Origin of the sequence: Arcobacter pernae (genome assembly GCF_049472135.1) — a bacterium.
In the GTDB taxonomy this organism is placed as follows: domain Bacteria; phylum Campylobacterota; class Campylobacteria; order Campylobacterales; family Arcobacteraceae; genus Arcobacter_B.
The window spans coordinates 223735-245207 of the sequence record NZ_JBMOVV010000002.1; the positions used below are offsets into that span (position 1 = coordinate 223735).

The 21473-nt window shown below is 29.0% G+C and carries 23 protein-coding genes; 9 read left to right on the forward strand and 14 right to left on the reverse strand.

Going from position 1 to position 21473, the window contains the following annotated elements; translation table 11 throughout:
- Positions 1-73: 73 nt before the first annotated feature.
- Positions 74-1294, forward strand: coding sequence for an NAD(P)-dependent oxidoreductase (locus ACH5BF_RS03635; protein WP_423272791.1), 1221 nt, complete (start codon positions 74-76; stop codon positions 1292-1294).
- Here ACH5BF_RS03635 and ACH5BF_RS03640 read toward each other — a convergent pair.
- Positions 1291-1719 carry a MarR family transcriptional regulator gene (locus tag ACH5BF_RS03640; protein WP_423272792.1) on the reverse strand — a complete coding sequence of 143 codons (429 nt, stop codon included), beginning with the start codon at positions 1717-1719 and terminating at the stop codon, positions 1291-1293. The genes ACH5BF_RS03635 and ACH5BF_RS03640 overlap by 4 nt on opposite strands.
- 71 nt (positions 1720-1790) lie before the next feature.
- Between ACH5BF_RS03640 and ACH5BF_RS03645 the strand changes: the two genes are divergently transcribed.
- A complete protein-coding gene (locus ACH5BF_RS03645; protein WP_423272793.1) occupies positions 1791-2096 on the forward strand; it encodes a monooxygenase in 306 nt (101 codons plus the stop codon).
- A gap of 21 nt (positions 2097-2117) precedes the next feature.
- Here ACH5BF_RS03645 and ACH5BF_RS03650 read toward each other — a convergent pair whose 3' ends face one another.
- Positions 2118-3491 carry a sensor histidine kinase gene (locus ACH5BF_RS03650; RefSeq protein WP_423272794.1) on the reverse strand — a complete coding sequence of 458 codons (1374 nt, stop codon included), beginning with the start codon at positions 3489-3491 and terminating at the stop codon, positions 2118-2120.
- A gap of 48 nt (positions 3492-3539) precedes the next feature.
- A complete protein-coding gene (locus ACH5BF_RS03655; RefSeq protein ID WP_423272795.1) occupies positions 3540-4379 on the reverse strand; it encodes an SDR family oxidoreductase in 840 nt (279 codons plus the stop codon).
- Between the two features lie 226 nt (positions 4380-4605).
- Here ACH5BF_RS03655 and hcp point away from each other — a divergent pair, with 226 nt between their 5' ends.
- Complete coding sequence (gene hcp / locus ACH5BF_RS03660; RefSeq protein ID WP_423272796.1) at positions 4606-5931, forward strand: hydroxylamine reductase; 1326 nt, start codon at positions 4606-4608, stop codon at positions 5929-5931.
- A gap of 10 nt (positions 5932-5941) precedes the next feature.
- Here the strand turns inward: hcp and ACH5BF_RS03665 are convergent, their stop codons facing one another.
- Positions 5942-6919, reverse strand: coding sequence for an MBL fold metallo-hydrolase (locus tag ACH5BF_RS03665; RefSeq protein ID WP_423272798.1), 978 nt, complete (start codon positions 6917-6919; stop codon positions 5942-5944).
- Positions 6920-6984: 65 nt separating this feature from the next.
- Positions 6985-7278 (reverse strand): ArsR/SmtB family transcription factor, encoded by a 294-nt coding sequence (locus ACH5BF_RS03670; RefSeq protein WP_423272800.1) that lies wholly within the window; start codon positions 7276-7278, stop codon positions 6985-6987.
- Between the two features lie 407 nt (positions 7279-7685).
- Between ACH5BF_RS03670 and ACH5BF_RS03675 the strand changes: the two genes are divergently transcribed.
- From ACH5BF_RS03675 to ACH5BF_RS03685, 3 genes are all read left to right on the forward strand, one after another.
- Complete coding sequence (locus ACH5BF_RS03675) at positions 7686-9482, forward strand: PAS domain-containing protein (RefSeq protein WP_423272801.1); 1797 nt, start codon at positions 7686-7688, stop codon at positions 9480-9482.
- A gap of 11 nt (positions 9483-9493) precedes the next feature.
- Entirely contained in the window at positions 9494-9889 is a 396-nt protein-coding gene (locus ACH5BF_RS03680; protein WP_423272802.1) for a PAS domain-containing protein, read from the forward strand.
- A 647-nt stretch (positions 9890-10536) separates the two neighbouring features.
- Complete coding sequence (locus ACH5BF_RS03685) at positions 10537-11148, forward strand: methyl-accepting chemotaxis protein (protein ID WP_423272905.1); 612 nt, start codon at positions 10537-10539, stop codon at positions 11146-11148.
- A 25-nt stretch (positions 11149-11173) separates the two neighbouring features.
- Here ACH5BF_RS03685 and ACH5BF_RS03690 read toward each other — a convergent pair whose 3' ends face one another.
- The 4 genes from ACH5BF_RS03690 to ACH5BF_RS03705 all read right to left on the reverse strand — a co-directional run bounded on the left by ACH5BF_RS03690 (position 11174) and on the right by ACH5BF_RS03705 (position 13703).
- The gene (locus ACH5BF_RS03690; protein ID WP_423272803.1) at positions 11174-12100 is read right to left on the reverse strand and encodes an AEC family transporter; all 927 of its coding nucleotides are present in this window, start codon (positions 12098-12100) and stop codon (positions 11174-11176) included.
- Between the two features lie 158 nt (positions 12101-12258).
- A complete protein-coding gene (locus ACH5BF_RS03695; RefSeq protein WP_423272804.1) occupies positions 12259-12681 on the reverse strand; it encodes an Hsp20/alpha crystallin family protein in 423 nt (140 codons plus the stop codon).
- Between the two features lie 122 nt (positions 12682-12803).
- Positions 12804-13187 carry a VOC family protein gene (locus tag ACH5BF_RS03700; protein ID WP_423272805.1) on the reverse strand — a complete coding sequence of 128 codons (384 nt, stop codon included), beginning with the start codon at positions 13185-13187 and terminating at the stop codon, positions 12804-12806.
- 252 nt (positions 13188-13439) lie between these two features.
- The gene (locus ACH5BF_RS03705; RefSeq protein WP_423272806.1) at positions 13440-13703 is read right to left on the reverse strand and encodes a hypothetical protein; all 264 of its coding nucleotides are present in this window, start codon (positions 13701-13703) and stop codon (positions 13440-13442) included.
- A gap of 111 nt (positions 13704-13814) precedes the next feature.
- Between ACH5BF_RS03705 and ACH5BF_RS03710 the strand changes: the two genes are divergently transcribed.
- Genes ACH5BF_RS03710 through ACH5BF_RS03720 form a run of 3 tightly spaced genes read left to right on the forward strand, consistent with a single transcriptional unit; the run spans position 13815 to position 15392 of the window.
- On the forward strand, positions 13815-14306 hold the full coding sequence (locus tag ACH5BF_RS03710; protein ID WP_423272807.1) for a hypothetical protein: 492 nt from the start codon (positions 13815-13817) through the stop codon (positions 14304-14306).
- A gap of 9 nt (positions 14307-14315) precedes the next feature.
- Entirely contained in the window at positions 14316-15044 is a 729-nt protein-coding gene (locus tag ACH5BF_RS03715) for a dienelactone hydrolase family protein (protein WP_423272808.1), read from the forward strand.
- Positions 15045-15053: 9 nt separating this feature from the next.
- On the forward strand, positions 15054-15392 hold the full coding sequence (locus ACH5BF_RS03720) for a DsrE family protein (protein WP_423272809.1): 339 nt from the start codon (positions 15054-15056) through the stop codon (positions 15390-15392).
- A 20-nt stretch (positions 15393-15412) separates the two neighbouring features.
- Here the strand turns inward: ACH5BF_RS03720 and ACH5BF_RS03725 are convergent, their stop codons facing one another.
- From ACH5BF_RS03725 to purB, 5 genes are all read right to left on the reverse strand, one after another.
- On the reverse strand, positions 15413-15559 hold the full coding sequence (locus ACH5BF_RS03725) for a hypothetical protein (protein ID WP_423272810.1): 147 nt from the start codon (positions 15557-15559) through the stop codon (positions 15413-15415).
- Positions 15560-15617: 58 nt separating this feature from the next.
- On the reverse strand, positions 15618-15839 hold the full coding sequence (locus ACH5BF_RS03730; protein ID WP_423272811.1) for a DUF3892 domain-containing protein: 222 nt from the start codon (positions 15837-15839) through the stop codon (positions 15618-15620).
- 592 nt (positions 15840-16431) lie between these two features.
- On the reverse strand, positions 16432-17463 hold the full coding sequence (locus ACH5BF_RS03735; RefSeq protein ID WP_423272813.1) for a ribonucleotide-diphosphate reductase subunit beta: 1032 nt from the start codon (positions 17461-17463) through the stop codon (positions 16432-16434).
- A gap of 77 nt (positions 17464-17540) precedes the next feature.
- The gene (locus tag ACH5BF_RS03740) at positions 17541-19925 is read right to left on the reverse strand and encodes a ribonucleoside-diphosphate reductase subunit alpha (protein WP_423272814.1); all 2385 of its coding nucleotides are present in this window, start codon (positions 19923-19925) and stop codon (positions 17541-17543) included.
- A gap of 76 nt (positions 19926-20001) precedes the next feature.
- A complete protein-coding gene (purB, locus tag ACH5BF_RS03745) occupies positions 20002-21330 on the reverse strand; it encodes an adenylosuccinate lyase (protein WP_423272815.1) in 1329 nt (442 codons plus the stop codon).
- Positions 21331-21473 lie beyond the last annotated feature (143 nt).

The following is a 21473-nucleotide window of genomic DNA, read 5'->3' on the forward strand; positions in this document are numbered from 1 at the left end:
CAAATTATTTATCTAATTATAAAAATATCAGATATTAGTTATAATATTAGATGATTAAAAGAAAAGGATTTAAATGCAGCATATTATAAATTCAGCCCAAACTTGCCTTGATTGCAAGAAACCAAAATGCCAAAAAGGATGTCCAGTAGGAACTCCAATTGCTGAAATGATTAGACTCTTTTTAGCCGGAGATATAAAAGAAGCTGGAAAGAAAGTATTTGATAATAATCCTTTATCAATAATATGTTCTCTTGTTTGTCCTCATGAAAAACATTGTGAAGGTCATTGTGTACTAAATAAAAAACACTCCCCTGTAAATGTAGGAGGAATTGAAAACTATATTTCTACATACTATATGAACTATAAAGAGTTTGAAAAACCTGAACAACTTGGAAGAAACATAGCTATTATTGGTTCAGGACCTGCTGGTATTAGTTTAGCAATGATTATGGCATTAAAAGGTTATGGCGTTACTATGTATGAAGCAAATGACAAAATAGGGGGAGTTCTTAGATTTGGTATTCCTGATTTTAGACTTGATAAAACTATTCTAGATAAAGTTGAAGAAAAACTTCTAAAACTAGGTATTAAAATCAGAAAAAATATCATGATAGGAAAAAATATAACTATTGATGATTTATTTAGAGATGAGTTTGATGCGGTATTTATAGGTACTGGTGTTTGGAGACCTAAAAAACTTGGAATAAAAGGTGAGAGTTTAGGAAATGTACATTTTGCTATTGATTATTTAAAAACTCCAAAAGCTTATGACTTAGGAAAAAAAGTTGTAGTTGTTGGCGCTGGAAATGTTGCTATGGATGTTGCAAGAACTGTTATTAGAAACGGGGCAAGAGAAGTTCAAATAATGTATAGAAAAGATGAACAAAATATGCCTGCAGAAAGAATTGAAATAGAACATGCAAAAATCGATGGTGTAAAATTCAATCTATTTAAATCTCCTTTAGAATTTACAGAGGATGGAATAAAATATGAAACAACAAATCCACAAGAAGAGAAAACTCAAGGGTTTGAGCAAGCAGATTCAGTTTTAGTTGCTATTTCTCAGACAGCAAGAGATTTAATCGTAAAAAACAATGCAGGTCTTCATCTAGGAGAAAATGGTCTTTTAGAAAGTGATGAAAATGGTTGTACTACAAGAAAAGGTGTTTTTGCCTCAGGAGATGTAGTAACAGGAGCTAGAACTGTTGTTGAAGCGGTGGCTTTCTCAAAAAGAGTAGCTATTGCTATTGAAGAGTATATTTCTACTCTACCACCTAAGAATAAGGCTTCTTAAGCCTTGTTTTTTTCACTTAAATACTCAAAGATTGAGTTTTGTGTTTGAATATATCTATTTAACTCTTCTTGACCTACTAAATTCTCAATCTCTTCTTGAATATTTTGAATATAGTTGTTTGCTATTGTGATTAAATTTTCACTTTTTAAAGTAAGTAAAACAGTTTTCTCTTTTTTATTTTTCTCTTGAGAAAATGTAATAAACTCTAATTCTTCAAGTTTTTTAAGATTTTTATGCATTGCTTGTCTTGTATATCCAAGCTTTTTTGCTAAATTTGAAATTGATATATTTTCATACTCTTTTATATAAGGAAATATAGTTATCAAAGAGCTTGAAAGCCCTGTAAATCCATCTTTTTCTAACTCTTTTAAAATTAGTTCATTAAATACTTTGCTTGTTTCTAATGATAAAAAACATAGTGACATTTTGTAAACCTAGTTGACATATTAATATTTTTCATGTAAAATTACACTCATATATTTTAAAGGAGTATAACATGAAATACCTTATGCAAATTGACTTTCCACATGAAGGTCCTTTTAGAGAAGAGTTAACTGCTGCTATGAGTGATTTAGCAAAAGATATTGCAAATGAAAATGGTTTGATTTTTAAATTATGGACAGAGAATAAAGATAAAAAAGAAGCTGGAGGAATTTATCTTTTTGATAACTTAGATGATGCAAAAAGATACTTAGCAAAACACACAGCAAGACTTGAAGCTTTTGGATATACTGATATTAAAAGTAAAATTTTTGAAGTGAATGAAGAGTTAAGTAAACTAAGTAAATCTTCATTTTTATAAGCTTTTTTAGGTGCATAAATACTATTTTTTTATATCAAGTTTAAAACATGCACCTTTAAAACTCTGATTATTATAATAAAACTCTTCATTTTCAACACTAATAGAACCTTTAGCTTTTTCTATAATAAGCTTACTCATATATAAACCAATACCTGTTCCATTTTTATCTTTTTTTGTACTAAATTTATAATCAAATACTTCTGAGATTATACTCTCATCTATTCCACCTGCATTATCAATAATCTCTATACTAATAAACTCTTTATTCTCTTTTGTTTGAATTTTTATAAGCTTTGGTTCACTTTCAAGATTTTCAAGTTCATCAATTGCATTTGAAAAGATATTGATTATTACTTGTATTAGTTCATTTTCTCTTCCTAAAACAACATAATCTTTAAATTCATTAACTACTTTAATCTCTTTATTTTTAAACCTTGAAGCAAGTAGAACTTGTACTTTTTCAAACATCTCTTTTAAACTAAACTCTTTTTTTATATCGTCTTTATGAAACTGCCTAAAGACTTCAATTGTTGTAGCTAAATGTTGTGTTGCATTAGAAATATTATCTAAAGAGTGTTCTAAAGTTTCATCATCTAAATCATCAAATCTTTTCCTAAACTTTATACCTGAAACAGATGTAGTTATTGAAGATAAAGGCTGTCTCCACTGATGAGCAATACTTTCTAACATTTCTCCTAAAGAAGCAAGCTTTGACTGCTCTATTAAAAGAAGATCTTGTTTAGTAAGTTTTTTTATTTGCTCTTTTACTTCCTCTTCTAAAACCCTATTATAATTAGAAAGATATTTAAAGACATAGTATGAAAGCCCTAAAACCAATAAAATAAAAAATAAAGCAATAAATGAAGAAATTAAAATACTTTTTGAAAATTCATTCTCAAGAATTGAAGTTTCTTGATTTAATAACTCTAAAGATTCATCTAAAGCTAAAGCATAAATATCTTTAGCCTCTTTATACTCTTTGGAAAAAAGCAACTGTTTTGCTTCATCATAGTTTTCATCTCGAGCCATCTTTAAGGCTTTTTCTTCAAGCTCTACTAATTTAATATTAGCCCCATCAACTTCTTCTAATTTCTGTCTTACAATAGGCATACTCTCTTTAATTTGAGAGATTGCACTATCTAGCTTTTCTACATAATTATAATACCTATCATTCCAATATAAAGTATCTTGATATAAAGCCATTCTTGAAGACATTGTTAAAACCTCATCATAATATCTTACTTCATGGGATAAAGAGATAACATTCTCAAGATTTTTATGTTCCTTTATATTACTATTAATATTAATTATTGAGAAAATAGAAACTAAAAAAGATAACAATGATAAAATAGTAAAAATAAATATTCGTTTTTTATAAAATTTTTGCAATACCATAACATAACCTAGTTTTTGTATATTTATTCTACTATAAACAAACTAATTTTATGAGTTTTTATATATAGGCATTGTAGTTTTTTTAAGCATATTTCTAAACATAAAACTTGGTAATACTTTTTTCAAAAACATCAATAATTTAGCATCTTGTCCAACAAGATTTGTAATATTGCTATGACTGGTAGCACATCTAAATATTTCATCTGCTACATAACTTGGATTACCAAATTTAAAAGGTTTTGGAGGTGTTGTCATTATTTTATTTAAATGCTCTTCATATGCTTTTCTATAAGTATTTAACTCTTCTTTCTTATTTCCTGATAAAATTTTTGTTGCTTTTGAAAAACCTGTTTTAAAAGCTCCTGGTGCAATTGTTTTAACATCAATTTCAAACTCTTTTAACTCATAAGCTAAAGATTGAGACAATCCCTCGATTGCAAATTTTGTTGAGCTATATAAAGAAAACATTGGCATAGCAATATTCCCACCTAAAGAAGATACATTTATAATTTTTCCAGATTTATTTTTTCTCATATAAGGAACAATCTCTTTAATCAAATTTATAGCACCGATAACATTTGTATTAAATTGTGTCATTATCTCTTCATTGCTTGCTTCTTCTAAAAAACCTGCTACTCCATATCCTGCGTTATTAATAAGTACATCAATATTACTGTATTTATTAATTGCCATATTTACACTCTCTTTTATCATCATCTCATCAGTAACATCTAGTTTTAAAACTAATATATTTTCATACTCTCTTAATATCTTATCATCTTCAGGATTCCTCATTGTAGCAATAACATTCCAACCTTTTAAAGCAAATTTAATTGCTGTTTCTTGACCAAAACCAGAACTTGTTCCTGTAATAAATACTGTTTTCATTTTATTCCCTTTTAATTTTATAGTTTGATAATTATCGAACTATATGTATCTTTGAAAATAGATTTCCTATTTTATAGACTTAATAGTTTGACAGTTATCGAATTATAATACAATCATTAAATTTTGTCAATATAAAATCTTCTTGATATAAATCAATGCTTTTTGTTTTTATTACTCATATAATCCACAAAATTTTTACAAAGAAGAAAAGAAAAAAGGATTAAAAATGAGTATGTTTTGTTATCAATGTGAAATGAGTCAAAAAGGTGGATGTGGTAGTACAGGTGCTACTGTTGGAACTTGTGGTAAAGATGAGAACCTAGCAAGACTACAAGATATTATGATATTTGGACTAAAAGGTCTTAGCGCATATAGAGAGCACTTAAATAGTTTTAAACCAGAACTTACAAAAGAGATTGATGATGTTATGTCTGAGACACTTTACTTTACACTTACAAACGTAAACTTCAACTTTCAAGATCATATTAACCAACTTATGAAAGTTGGCTCTGCTGGTGTTAAAGTAATGAACTTACTAGGTGAAGCACACACAAATAAATTTGGTATTCCAACACCAGTTGTTGTACCTCAAAACAAAGTAGAAGGTAAAGCTATTTTAGTATCAGGACATGATTTAGACTTTTTTGAGAAACTACTTATTGCTACAGAAGACAAAGGTATCAATATATATACTCACTCAGAGATGTTACCAGCTCATGGCTACCCAGAGTTTAGAAAGTTCAAACACCTAAAAGGAAATGTTGGTAAAGCATGGTTTGACCAAGCAAAACTTATGGAAAAATTCCCTGGAACATTTGTAGTAAACACAAACTGTATCGTTCCACCAAAGAAAAACTGTACATACCTTGATAGAGTATTTACACATAATATCGTAGGAATTGAAGGTTCAACACCTATTGAAAACTATGATTTTACTGAGTTAATTGAGAAAACTTTATCTTGTGAAGCAGCAAATGGAGTTGACTTAAATGAAGATACAACTTTAACAACAGGTCATAACTACAAAACTGTTCTTACTTTAGCTCCTCAAATTTTAAAAGCTTTAGAAGAAGGAAAAATCAAACAATTCTTTGTAGTTGCAGGATGTGATGCTCCTGGAAAACCAGGTGAGTATTATAGAGAGCTAACACAGCAACTTCCAAAAGATACAGTAATCTTAACTTCATCATGTGGTAAGTTTAGATTCAATGATATTGATTTTGGAGAGATTGAAGGGACTGGAATTCCAAGATACTTAGACTTAGGACAATGTAATGACTCTTATGGTGCTGTTGAAATTGCAAAAGCTTTAAGTGATGCACTTGATACACCAATCAATGATTTACCTGTATCAATCGTATTATCATGGATGGAGCAAAAAGCTGTGATTATTTTACTTGCTTTATTCTCTCTAGGTGTAAAAGATATTTATTTAGGGCCAAAACCACCTCAGTTTGTAAATGAAGATATTTTCAACTTCTTATCTGAAAACTTCAATCTTACACTTACAACTAATGCAAAAGATGATTTGAAAAAACTTCTTATTGCATAAATAAAAGAGCTTAGGCTCTTTTATTCTCCCACCATAATGAGGTTTTCGTATATTCAAGTAAAGATATAGCCTCTCCCATTTTAGGAAATCTTATATCAACTTTTTCTTCTTTAGCTAATCTATTTATTCTTTCAAAAGGCTCAAACCAAGAATGTAAAGACAAATCAAATGTTCCATTATGAATAGGAAATAAAACCTTTCCTTTTAAATCCCCATGAGCTTTCATACCATCTTCAGGTAACATATGAACATCTTGCCAATATTTACTATAAGCCCCAACTTCAAGAAAAGTCATATCAAAGGGTCCATAGTTAAAACCAATCTCTTTAAACCCTTCAAAATATCCACTGTCTGCCCCAAAAAACACTTTTACTTTAGAAGACTTAATAACCCAAGAAGACCATAAAGTTTTATCTTTATCAAAAAGTCCTCTACCGGAGAAATGTTGTGCAGGAGTACAAATAAACTCTAAATTCTTCAATTTTGCACTTTGCCACCAATCAAGTTCGACAATCTTTCTTCTACTTACTCCAAATCTTTGTAAATGATTACCCACATCTAAAGTTGTATAAAAAGTCTCTACTTTATGGCTTAATTTTTTAATACTTTGTTTATCTAAGTGATCATAATGGTCATGGGAAATAATTACAGCTTTTATATCTGGTAACTCTTCAATATTTATAGGGTTTTCATGAAACCTTTTAGGCCCCATAAAACTAAAAGGAGATGCTCTTTTTGAAAAAACAGGATCAGTTAAAATAAACTCGTTTTCAATTTTAAAAAGTAAAGTAGAGTGCCCAAACCTAACAACACTATAATCAGCCATATCTAATAAATCTTGCTTTGATAGATAGTTTACTGGTATAAAGTCACTATTTTTTGGTTTAGACTCTTTTGATTTTTCTTTTATCATTGCTTTTAGAATTTTTAAAATATTTTTTAATCCCATTTTATTTTCAATATACATATTTTTATATTTTGTTTTCATCATATTCCTTTTATAATTCGATAACTATCAAACTAAATAAAGAAAAAAAAGCCATTTATATATGGCTATTTTTCTAAATCTATAAAGTCCTTAATTTTTTCTAATGTATCTTTATTTATCTTTGCAACTAAGATTTTACCGTTTTTTTGTGTTGTAATTAAATTAGCATTTGAAAGCTCTTTTAGATGATGAGAGATTGTTGGTGCTCCTATTTTTAAACATGATAATATCTCTGAGATTGAACACTCATCATTTCTTTCATAATCAATATTTTCAGACTTTGCAATCTCTTTATAAATCTCTAATCTATTCTCATTTGATAAAGCTTTAAATATTTTGGCTAACTCTTTTGAATCCATTTTACTCTTCTATAGTTTGATATTTATCGAATTATAATACAATATTTCTTTTTTGTCAAAGATTACATTTGATTAAAAACAAATAACTTTAGCGTTACTTTAAAAGTTATAACTTAATAATTTTTTAAAAGTTTTAACATCATGTAAAAATAAGCTATTTACAAGGCTTAATTTATGAGTAATAATGATACAATTTAATAAAAATAACAATAATTTTATAAAAAAATCAAAAATGTTACCAATATGTAATTTATTTATGTATAGTAGCATTAAAGTAGCATTTAATACAAGTTATATACCTTTTTATGCTAATAAAATGGCATTTTATCATTAATTTCTGCAAAATTCTTACTTGATAAATACATAAAGATAAGCTATAGTCCTTCAAATCATTTTAAGGAATAAACTTGTCAAATGTAAATGAGATTTTAAAACTATCACAAAAACTAAATATTTTATATGTAGAAGATGATGAAATATTAAGAAGTGAAACAGCAAAGTTATTAAAATACTTTTTTGCAAATGTAATAACTGCTCAAGATGGTATAGAAGGTATTGAAAAGTTTAAAACAAATCAAATTGATATAATAATGTCTGATATTTGTATGCCTAAACTTGATGGACTTCAAATGATAAAAGAGATAAAAAAATCTAACCCAAATATTCCAACAATTATAAATTCTGCTTTTAATGAAGTATCTTACCTACATGAAAGTATAAACCTTAAAATTGACGAATACCTAATCAAACCTTTAAATTTAGAGAAATTAAAAGAGTCTTTAAACAAAACTATAAATAAGTTAATACTTCAAAGAAAATCCCTACTTTTAAACAATTATGAAGAAGCTATTATAAAAAACTCTATATTAACAAAGCTTGATTCCCATGGTAATTTCATTTATGTAAATGATAAATTCAATGAACTATTTAGATATAGAAAAGGTGAACTTTTAAATAGAAGTTTTATTGAGATACTTAAAAATGACTCTTCATCTTTTAAATCTTTACTAAAAAAAATAGAACTTACAAAAGAGCCTTGGCATGGGCAATTAAAATGTAAAAAAAGAAACAATAAAAAAGTATGGCTAAAAATAAATATAACTCCTATCTATGATGAAGAAGATGTATTAAAAGAGTTTTTAATTTTATGTATTGATATTACAGAAGAAGTAAGCCTTAAAAAATACCTTAAAAAAGAGCTTTCACAAACAAAATATAATCTTAAAAACGCTATGAAACTAACTTCACAATATGAAATGGCAATTAATGAAAGTAGTATTCTTACAAAAACTAATTTAAAAGGTAAAATCACTTTCGTAAATGAGAAATTCTGTGATATTTCTGGATACTCAGAAGAAGAACTAATAGGAAAACCACATAATCTAATTAGACACCCTGAAATGTCTAGCAGTGTTTTTAAAGAGCTTTGGGAAACAATCAAAGTAGGAAAATGTTGGCAAGGTATTATCAAAAATAGAAAAAAAGATGGTAGTGATTATTGGGTATCTACAACTATTATTCCAATTAAAAATAAGAAAAATGAAATAAAAGAGTATATTTCAATTAGACATGATTTAACAAAAGTTTTTGAACTTCATGAAGAGATAGAAGAGACACAAAGAGAACTAGTATATAAACTAGGTGAGGTTGGTGAAACAAGAAGTAAAGAGACAGGAAACCATGTAAAAAGGGTTGCTCAATACTCACGAGACCTTGCCTTATTATATGGATTAAGTAAAGCAGAATGCGACATACTTTTTGCAGCTTCTCCTATGCATGATATTGGAAAAGTAGGTATTCCTGATGAAATCTTAAAAAAACCAGGAAAATTAACTACTGAAGAGTTTGATATTATGAAATCACACTGTAATATCGGATTTAATATTTTAAAAGGTTCTCAAAGACCTGTTTTAAAAGCTGCTGCAATTATTGCAAATGAACACCATGAAAAATATGATGGTTCTGGTTATCCGAAAGGTTTAAAAGGACAAGAAATTCATATCTTTGGAAGAATCACAGCCTTAGCAGATGTATTTGATGCACTTGGTTCTGATAGATACTATAAAAAAGCGTGGGAAGATGAAAAAATATTTAATTTAATAAGAGAGGAGAAGGGAAAACATTTTGATCCGATATTAGTTGACTTATTTATGGATAATATAGAGATTTTTTTAAATACTAGAGATAAATACACAGATAAATAATAAGGGAATTTATGAACAAAGAGATTAAATTATCTAAAGATACTATGATTGTTTCTGAAACAAATACAAAAGGAAAAATCATATATGCAAATGATGATTTCTGCAAAATTGCAGGTTTTACAAAAAATGAAATAATAGGTAAACATCACAATGTTGTAAGACATGAAGATATGCCAAAAGAAGCATTTAAAGACCTTTGGGAAACAATAAAAAGAGGTCAAACTTGGAAAGGTATTGTTAAAAATAGTACAAAAGATGGTAGATACTATTGGGTTAATGCAACAGCATATGCAGTAAAAAAAAGAGATGGTAAAACACGATATATCTCAGTTAGAGTTAAACCAACTGTGGAAGAAGTAAATAGAGCAAAAGAACTATATAAACAAATGAAATCAAGGGAAAGATAGTGTTTTTTTCAAAGATAAATGATTTAGATAAAATACTTGGATTTCTAGATGAGTTTGATTTATACATAAAAAATGATATCAATCAAATACATATCCCCGAACAAAACTCAAAGAAATTAAGATTAGTGGAAGAAAAGATATTTAACATAGCCAAATACATTTCAACACAAAGAGAACAAGACATAAAAGTATATGGTGAAATAATGTTAGCTTGCGAAAAGCTTTCTGATGGATTTACAGAAGATCATATAGTTGAAAAGTCAAATGATGCAAAAATCAATTATATTGTTGAGACTGTAAATACTACTATTGAAAAAATAGATAGAGCTTTAAAAATAGTTACTTTAAGACTTAAAGAGTATGAAGAACAAAACTACTTAGAGTCTGTAGATGAAGAGTTATTTAGAGGTGGAGAGTTAAAAAATCTTCTTTTAGGTATCAACTCTCTAAAAGATAAAGTAACTGATAATTTAGCAAGAAACTATAAACAAGGTTTACTTTTAGAAAAAGAGTCAGAGATACTTCTAACAGAGTCAAGAAAACTTGCAAAATCTACAATAACACAAGCAGCTACAATAGAAGAAACAGCTGCATCTATTGAAGAGATCACTTCAACAATTTCTCAAAATAGACAAACAACAGATGAGATGTCAAAACTTGGAGAAGAAGTTAAAAACAATGCAAACAATGGTATTAGTTTAGTATCTAATACTATTACTTCAATGGATGAGATTGAAGAAGCAACAAACACAGCTACTGAAGCTATTAGTGTTATCTCACAGATTGCTTTTCAAACAAATATTCTTTCACTAAATGCAGCAGTTGAAGCAGCAACTGCAGGAGAAGCAGGAAAAGGCTTTGCTGTTGTTGCACAAGAAGTTAGAAACCTTGCAAACAAAAGTGCCGAGGCTGCTAAAAAGATTGAAGATTTGATGAATAACTTAAGTGTAAAAACAAAAGAAGGTAAAGACAACTCTCATAAAATGCAAACAGAATATGAAGTTTTAAATGAAAATATTAATAAAACTATTGAACATATTAAAAAAGTAGAGCAATCTTCACAAGAACAAGAAGTTGGCATAAAACAAATTAATCAAGCATTAAATCAAATTGACAGATTTACACAAGAAAACTCTTTAATCGCAACAAAAGTAAGCGATATTTCACAAGATAGTAATAAAGTTGCAAAAGAAGTTGTAAATGCAATAAGTATTGCAAGTTTTGAAGGAAAGCAAGATATTAAAATAGAAGATATTTAAAACTTCTATTTTAATAAATAATCAACTAAAAACCACCATATAAAGCAAGAACTATAGGTATATATAATATAGAAACTATCGTGCTTAATATTACTGTAAAGCTTGCCTTTTGGGGTTTAGCATTTAAAAGTACTGCTAAAGTTACTGTATTTCCTGCAAGTGGAACTATTGAAAATAAGAATAAAACCTTATATAAATCCTCATTTAAGAACATAAAATAAGTTTTATCTATATAGATTACAGCTAGCATTGCTAAAGGCCAGAAGATAAACTTCAATATAAAAGTAATAGAGATAAACTTAGCATCTAAATCACTTCCCTTTTGAAGTCCAATAAGCCCCATACCTAACATCATCATTCCTAATATTCCATATGCTCCTTTAAACTGGCCAGTATAAGCACTAATTGCCTCAGGAATTTGAACACCTATTAAGTTACAAATAATACCTAAAATAAAGGCATATAAAATAGGAAGTCTTAACATCTTTTGGATTGATTGTTTTACTGTGAAGTTTCCTTTTGCTGTTACATAAAAACCACTTGTGCTTTCATATAAAAGAGAAGCTAAAACCGTAAAAATATAAATATCAGCTAAGTGGGGAGGGAAAAATATAATAGCTAAAGGAATACCGAAATATCCTGTATTTCCTGTTCCTGCACTAAAGGCTAAGATGTTTCCTGTTGGGTCATTCCATGATTTACCCCAAATAAACAAAGACAAAAAGGCAATGATAGAACAAAACAGATATAAAAAGACAGGTAAAAACAGAATTGATAAATCTATTTTAACACTAAGTGTTGCTGAAAATACAACAATAGGGCCTAAAATATAAATCAATATATTAGCTATTGACTCTCTTTTTACATCTAAAAACTTTGTTGATAAATAGCCTAAAACTATATTTATATAAAGTGGAAAAATCTTAAGTAAGATTATAAAAAACAGTGACATACTCTCTCCTAATTTTGACTATATAGTCAAGGAAAGAATATATCACATTTTTTAGGCATAAGTCAAGTTATTTTAAGAAAGGAATAGTAAGAAGTAAGGTAAAAATTGTTTTTATTTATATAAACTTCTTCCATATGGGCTATAAAACTTTTAGTATTTTATTTAATCTGAATTTTTCTTTTTTTATCATCCTCTTTAATTTTTGGTAAAACTATTTCTAATACTCCGTTTTCGCTTGAAGCACTAATATTCTCTATATCTACGTTATCAGGTAGGGTAAATACTCTTTGAAACTTTCCAAAAGAGCTTTCAACTTTATAATAATCCTCTTCTTTTACTTCTTCTTTAAAGTTTCTCTCACCCCAAATAGTAAGTCTTCTATCTTTGATATCAATATTTATATCTTTCTTTTTCATTCCGGGTAAATCAATATCAATATGATAAGCGAACTCACCTTCTCTTGTATTTACACTAGGTGCAAAAGCACTAATAGATGTATCACTATTTTTTGTGTTGTTATAAGTCATCAGACTTGGCATATTCATAAAATCTTTAAATGGATCAAATCTTGTTACTAGCATTTCAATCTCCTTTAAATCAAACTTTATATGAGTTATATCAACTCTTGATGAAATATTAACAAATTTTTTAGCACTTGTCAAGAGTAAGTGCTAATATATTTAGCAATTAAATGTATAAAGTGCTAAATATAGTTTGAAAGCTCAATCAAGTTTTTATCTGGATCTCTTAAATAAATAGAGTTTATTTCTCCATTTGCTCCAGTTCTTTTTACTATTCCTTCTTCAATTTTAATACCTAAAGACTCGATATATTTTTTTGCTTCTATTATTGATGAATCGATTATAAAACATAAATCTGCACTTCCTGTTTTTACATTAAAGGCTTTGGGTTCAAATTCGTTTCCTAACTGGTGAAGATTTATTTTAGAGTTTCCATATTTTAATGCAATTCGATTTTCTTTAAAAATCTCTTTTTTCATACCTAAAACATTTTCATAAAACTTAACAGTTATATTTATATCTTTTACAGTTAATACAAAATGGTCTAAATGAGTAGTTTTTATCATACTTTTGCCTAATCTTTTTAGACAATTTTAACATAAGATTGAAGTATCTATCTGTATTAAAACAGAGTTTTATTTAAACAATGATTGAAAGATAACACATTGCTGTACCTAAAGCATACACACTTGCACATAAACCAAAAAACTTTATATTCTCATAAGTTGACATTTGTTTTCCCTAGTGTTTTAATACTAGTATTATAAAGCCTTTTAGTTTCATGTTGATTACAAAATAACTATTTAGTTATGAAAAATTTATATTTTACTCTCTTTAGTTATTTCAATCCAGAAGAATTTATTTCCAGTTCCCTTATCAACAGCTTTCCATCCAAATGCTGTTGAGTGAAAATATAAAGTATCTTTTATTATTTTGAAAGTTGTTTCAATATCTACTTGCTCTCCAAAAGCCTCTTTAAACATCACATATAAATACTCACCATCTTGCTCAAACTCATATCTAAAATTAGTAAAGTCTACTAATTGCTTATCTAAAAAATCTTTTACTTTTTGTTCTATCATAAAATATCCTTGTTTCTATCTAATACGCGTATTTTATGTTTTTATACCTTGAAGCTTAATAATATAGTAATTTACTCATGTTTTATGTTAGAATGATAAAAAGGAGAGACTATGAAAACATTGCTTACAATTTTAGTGTTAATAAGTGCTGTTTTTGCTTCCCCACCTGATGAGTTTGATAGAGAGCTTTATAATCAAGGAGAGCAAATATTTGATAATAAATGTAGTAAATGTCATGAAAAATCAATGAACATTGGTCTACTTATGAAAAATTTCGTAGAAGAAGATAATAAACTATTAAATCTAAAAGCTCCAACAGGAAATGAAATATCATTTAGATTAAAAAGCCAAATTGGTAGTAAAGATGACATTGAGTTTCAACTTATGGAAACAGGAGATTTTTTAGTGGATTATCTTTATAATCCTGATATTAAAAAAACAATTTGCTTACACGCTGTAATTAGACATTTTGATACTATGCCTAGTATGAAAGGAAAGATTACAGAAGAAGAAATAAGAACAGTTGGGCACTTCTTATACTTTTTAGAAGGCTTTAATGGAGTAAATAAATACTATCACAACATAGATAAAGAGTTTGAATAAGGAATTAAAATGAAAAAGATTTTTACAACGCTTACAGTTCTTTCAAGTTTAGCTTTTGCTAACGGTTATGTTACTTATGAGATTGATGGCAAAGAGTATGAAGGTTACTACAGTTCACCTTCGAAAGATGCTCCTTTAGTTTATATGGTTCATGATTGGGATGGTATTACTGATTATGAAATCAAAAGAGTTGAAATGCTAAATAAACTTGGATATGCAGCATTTGCTGTGGATTTATATGGAAAAGGCATTAGACCAACCGAAACAAAAGACAAAAAAGCTTTAACTAAATCTTTATACATGAATAGAGATGAAATGAGAAAAAGACTTTATGCAGGGCTAGAAATAGCTAAAAAACAAGGTGCAAATACAGCAAATGCTTTAGGTACTGGATACTGTTTTGGTGGTGCTGCTATTTTAGAACTTGCTAGAAGTGGAGCAGGGCTTAAAGCTTATGTTCCTTTCCATGGAGGCCTTGCTACTCCAAATGGGCAAGATTATAAAAATACAAAAGGTAAGGTTGTTGTATTTCATGGAACAGCTGATAAAGCCATATCTATGCAAGAGTTTGCAAACCTAGCAGTTGAACTTGAAGAGACTGGCTTAAAACATGAGATGATTACATACAGTGGAGCTCCACATGCCTTTACTGTATTTGGAAGTAAAAGATACCATGAAGAAGCAGATAAAAAGTCATGGAGTAGATTTACAGAAGTTTTACAAGAAACTTTAAAATAGGAGAAATAAGTGCAAACAGAAGCAAAAATATTATGGACTACAAATAATAAAGAGACATCATTAAATATGGTGTGTCTTTATGCACACAATGCAAAAAAACAAAGTTGGATTGAAGATGTAACTGTTCTTGTATGGGGAGCCTCACAAGAGCTAATAAATGAAGATAAAGAAATCCAAGAAAAAGTAAAAGAAATGGTAGCTGATGGTGTGAAAATCGTAGCTTGTCAAAAATGTAGTGAAAATCTAGGAGTAAAAGATAGCCTAGAAGCTTGTAATATAGATGTTTTCTACACAGGAAAACTTCTAACTGATTGGATACAATCAGGAGATAATATCATAAGCATATAAAGAAGAAAACCTTTTCTTCTTTACTGCTTTTGAGCTGGCTGTTGTGGTAAAACCTTTTGTTTTTGCTGTTGTTCTTGCTCTATGATAGTGTTGTACTTATTAACTAAAATATTTACCATATAACCCATCGAAACAACAATCAAAACTATTACAAATATATTTCTCAAACTCTCTCCTAAGTAATATCTTTATTGTTTTATGTGATTGATTATATAGGATTTTGTTTTATTTTCTTCTTTTATTTATATTATCTAACTTGTTTTTATTTCCATATGCTTTTAAAAAAATCTCCTTCCCTCTTTTATAGAGACCTACATTATGTTTACCTTCCAATGTTTCTTTTACCATAGTTTTACGAGAGACTAAACCTCTTCCTCTAACCATATAAAAATCATTTCTACCATTTAAACCACTTTGTGTTCCTGTAATACTTTTTGATTCTGCCACTATATTTCCTTTTTAATTGACAATAATTGGTTCTTACAAATTAATGCAATAACATATTTAATAAAAGCAAAAAGTATATTTTAAATATATGAAGATTTAATACTAAGAATGGCATAATTTCAATAGTCACAAATAATATGCACCTTTTTAATATATTACTTATATATTAAAAAGGTGCTACTTTTTCTTTATGATAATAGTAATACTTATGCTAAACATTTTTCCTCCTTACAAATTTTAATCAATTCTACCATTAAACATCTTACAGTAAAATTATTTAGATAAGTGTAATTTTACACAAACTCCCAATTATAGGGATTTAGTATAATAATATTATATTACTATAAAATAATTATAGTAATGATTTAATAAAAAACAACTTCTCATTTAATTTAGTAAAATATAATATTTATAATTGGTATTTTAGTAAAGATGAAAGTGTAATAATTTTATTATAAAGAGGTTTACATTTAGTTAGGGGGAAAGTTTAGCTTATACCACAAAGGCATAAGCTAAACTTTTGCGTTAAAGAAAACTGCTTCAGCGCAAAGATTGGGTCAAGCCATTAGACTCTCTTTGAGAAAAAGACCTATTAAAAGTCGTCGAAGTCGATTGAACCCTTCGAATAGTTTACAACATTCCCTTCAAAGAAGTTTGTTCTTTGGTCATTAAATGAAGCATAACCATCTACCCATGGAATAGGGTGTTTTACGTTGTATTCTGGTTTATATCCAACTGCTTCTAGTCTTCTATCGGCAAGATACTGGATATATTGAGTGATAATAGCGTCTGTAAACCCTAAAATCTGTCCTTGAGTGATATATGCACCCCAAGAAGCTTCTAGCTCTACAGCCTTTCTAAACATACCTCTTACAGTTTGTTCTAATTCAGGTGTAAATAAATCAGGTCTTTCTTTTCTAGTAGAGTTAATCATGTTTTGGAATAAAAGTAAGTGTGTTACTTCATCTCTTTGAATAAATCTAATCATTTGAGAAGAACCAAGCATTTTTCCTGATTTTCCTAGTGCATACATAGCTGCGAAACCTGCATAGAAGTATAAACCTTCTAAGATTTGGTTAGCAAACATAGCAAGTAAGATTTTCTCATCAGTAATATCACTCTCATCACCTGCTGTTAAACTTTTATATACATCAGCAATATAGTTGTTTTTCTCTCTAAGCTTAGTATCTGTTTTCCACATATTATAAATCGCATCAGTATTATCAGAAATTGATTCTACCATTACTGCATATGATTTAGAGTGGTTAGCTTCTTCGTATGATTGTCTTGATAAACAAGCATTTACTTCAGGAGCTGTGATGTATGGATTGATATTATCCATTAAGTTGTTTGTTTGTAATGAATCCATGAAAATTAGTTGAGATAGTACTAAATCATACATTCTTTTTTCAGGTGGTGTAAGGTATTTATAATCCTTCGCATCTCCTGTCATTTGAACTTCTTTAGGAAACCATGTATTTGCTTCCATTGTATCCCATAAGTTCAATGCCCACTGATACTTCATCTTTGTAAAGTTAATCATACCATCTGGATTACCTCCAAAGATTCTTCTATCTGTTAAATTTTCATTTGATTGTGGGTTATATATCGTTTTTCTATCCATTAGGATTTTCCTCTAAGTTTTTAATATATTTTATTAATTTTTTTTAATTTTTCGTATGGAAAAAGTGTAAGGTTATCTTATTGACAACCTGCACACTCCATACTTCTATCTTCTACATCATTGTTAGCTTCAGGAGATTGACTTCTTAGGTAGTAAGTTGACTTAAGACCTAACTTCCAAGCTAATGTATAAATTTCATGTAAATATCTACCACTTGCTTTATCTAAACTCATGAAGATATTTGTTGACTGACCTTGGTCAATCCATTTTTGTCTAATTGCTGCTGCTCTAATTACATTTAATTGGTCAACTTCAAATGCTGGCGTGTAGTAAGACCAAGTCTCAGGGCTTAGTTTTGGAACAACAACAGGAATTAAACCTGATAAGTTTTCTTCAAACCATTTTCTTTTATATACAGGCTCAATTGCTTGAGTAGTTCCTACTAAAATAGAAATAGATGAAGTAGGTGCCACTGCCATAAGGTAACCATTTCTCATTCCATCTTTTTTAACTTTTTCTCTTAATGCTTCCCAGTCATAAGAAGAATCAAATAAGTCTCTATTTACTAAAGCTTTTACAGCTTGAGGTGCATGATCGTGAGGCATAATACCTTCAGACCATTTAGAACCTTCAAAAGTAGGGTAAGTACCTTTTTCAATAGCTAAATCAGATGATGATTTAATAGCATTATAAGAGATAGCCTCCATAACTTGGTCTATTTTCTTAAAGTGCTCTTCGCTTCCCCATACTAGTTGATGTTCTGCTAGCATTTGAGCTTCACCCATAACACCAAGACCAATTGATCTAGATTTTAAGTTAGTAGCTTTTACTTTTCTTAGTGGGTAGAAGTTTAAATCAATAACATTGTCAAGCATTCTAATTGCAATAGGAACTACTCTTTCAATATCTTCTTTAGTATTAATTCTAGATAAGTTTACAGATGCTAAGTTACATACAGCTGTATCACCATCTGTTTTATCTTTTTCTACGATAAATACTCTTTTCCCATCTATAGAATCAAGAGCAGTTACTTTGTTTGCTTTCTTTTCAATACCACCATCAACAGTAACAATTTCATTCTCTTCATAAGTCTTGATTGTTCCATCTTCAAACTCTAACTTGATTTTATAGTGGTTAGGGTTTGTGTTTTGGAAAATCTCTGTACATAGGTTAGAACTTCTAATATGACCTACATGAGAGTTTGGATTTGCTTTATTTGCGTTGTCTTTGAAACAAAGGAATGGAGAACCAGATTCAAAGTAAGAAGTTAGGATTTTTTTCCATAAATCTTTAGCTTTCATTCTATCTTTTGTGATAGTTTCATCTTTTTCATACTCTAAATATTTAGCTCTAAATGCATCGCCGTGAAGTTCAGATAAATCTTTTACTTCATAAGGGTCAAATAAAGTCCAGTAAGAGTCTTCTAAAACTCTTTCCATAAATAAATCAGTAATCCATAATGATGGGAATAAATCGTGTGCTCTTCTTCTTTCTTCACCAGAGTTTTTCTTTAAGTCGATGAAATCAACAATATCCATATGCCAAGGCTCAAGATATACAGCAATAGCACCTTTTCTAGTACCTAATTGGTCAACTGCTAAAGCAACATCATTTGTGATTTTTAAGAAAGGAACTGTTCCTCCCGCAGCACTTTTATGATCATCAATAACACCACCTAAAGCTCTTACTTGGTTCCAATCCCAACCAATACCACCACCATATTTAGATAATAGTGCCATTTCATGGTAAGAATCAAAAATACCTTCGATATTATCAGGTGTTGAACCTATATAACAAGAAGATAATTGGTGTCTATTTGTTCTTGCATTTGATAAAGTAGGAGTTGCAAGCATAACTTCAAATTTTGATACTACATCATAGAAATCTTTTGCTGCTTGTTGTTTATTCTCTTCATCTTGTGCTAAGAACATAGCAATTGCCATAAACATTTGTTGTGGTAATTCAATTGGGTTACCATGTTTATTTTTAATTAAATATCTATCGTATAAAGTTTTGATTCCAAGGTAATTAAATAGATAATCTCTTGAAGGGTCCATATAGTCATTTAAATCGTCTAAATCGTATCCTTCTCCAAGATTAGGAATTAATCTTCCTGCATCTTTCCCGTACTCTAAATAGTCTTTTAAATGGCAATATGGCTCACCTTTAATACCATGAGTCTCTTTTCCAACTCTATGGTATAGGTCAAATAAGAATAGTCTTGCAGCAACAAATGTCCAATTTGGAACATCAATATCGATTTTCTCTACTGCTGTTTTTATAAGTGCATCTTGTACATCAGAACTTTTCATTCCATCTACAAATTTGATTTGTGAATCAAGCTCTAATTCACTTTGAGATACTCCATCTAATCCTTCAGTTGCCTCAATAGTCATCTTTTGGATTTTAGTAATATCTAAAACCTCTTTTCGACCATTTCGTTTTTGAATCATAATTGCCATTTTTATTACCTTCTAATATTTAAAATTTGTTTGTATTTATATAAATTATTTGAAAACTTTTACTTAATAACTTGGACTACTTAAAAACTCTTTTGTAAATTGCATCAACATTTTTAGTGTAGTAATCATAGTTGAAACATTCTCTAATTTGCTCTTCGCTTAATTTCTCTCTTAAATCTTTGTCTGATAGTAAGTGACCTAAATATAAAGACTCACCTTTTTTATTTACAGTTGGCTTACCTTCTTTAATTTCAGCCCATACTTTCATAGCATTTCTTTGAACGATTTTGTATGCATCTTCTCTTGAAACACCAGCTTTTGGTAATTCTAATAATACTCTTTGAGAGAATACTAAACCACCAGTTAAGTTTAAGTTTTTCATCATATTTTCTGGCATAACAGTTAAGTTAGCGATTACATTGTTCATTCTATGTAACATGAAATCAGTTGTAATAAATGCATCTGGTAACCAGAATCTTTCATTTGATGAGTGAGAAATATCTCTTTCGTGCCATAAAGCAACATTTTCCATTGCAGGTGCAGCATAAGCTCTAATAGTTCTTGCTAAACCAGTAATGTTTTCAGTTAAAATAGGGTTTCTTTTGTGAGGCATTGCTGAAGATCCTTTTTGACCTTTTGCAAAATACTCTTCTGCTTCATAAACTTCTGTTCTTTGTAAGTGTCTTACTTGAACAGCGAATTTTTCAATAGTTGATGCTAATAGGGCTAATGCAGTTGCAAGTCTTGCATATCTATCTCTATGTACAACTTGGTTAGAACAAGGCTCTGGTTTTAAACCTAATTCTTTCATAGCGTACTCTTCAAGTTTTAAAGGAGCGTGAGCAAAGTTACCCATAGCACCAGAGATTTGTCCTACAGAAATTACTTTCATAGTCTCTTTTAAATTTTGAAGGTGTCTTTTCATTTCATCATACCATACAGCTAATGTAAGACCAAAAGTAATAGGCTCACCATGAATACCATGAGATCTTCCTACCATTAAAGTATATTTATGCTCTTTTGCTCTCTTTTTAATAGATTTCATAAGCATTTTTACATCTTTAATTACAATTTTTAAAGAATCTCTCATTTGTAAAGCAACACCTGTATCAACTGCATCAGATGAAGTCATACCATAGTGGAACCATCTTGATTCAGCACCTAAAGATTCTGATACTGAAGTATTAAATGCGATTAAGTCATGTTTAGTTACAGCTTCAATCTCTTCAATTCTCTCAACTGAGAAAGTTGCATTTTCAACGATTTTTCTACAATCTTCATCAGGAATTAGACCTAATTTATTCCAAGCTTTTACAGCTGCTTTTTCTACTTCAAGCCACGCTGCATATCTTGCATGTTGCGTCCAATGTTTTGCCATCTCTTCTCTTGCATATCTTTCAACCATCTACAAATCCCCTATTATCAATGTTTTATATTTTTTATTAAATTTTTCTGTTAATTTATGTATGATATGTTATCTAAATTAGACAAAAATATAGCTAAAAAAAAAGATAGATTTTACCCTATTTAGAAAAAAATTCTAGGATA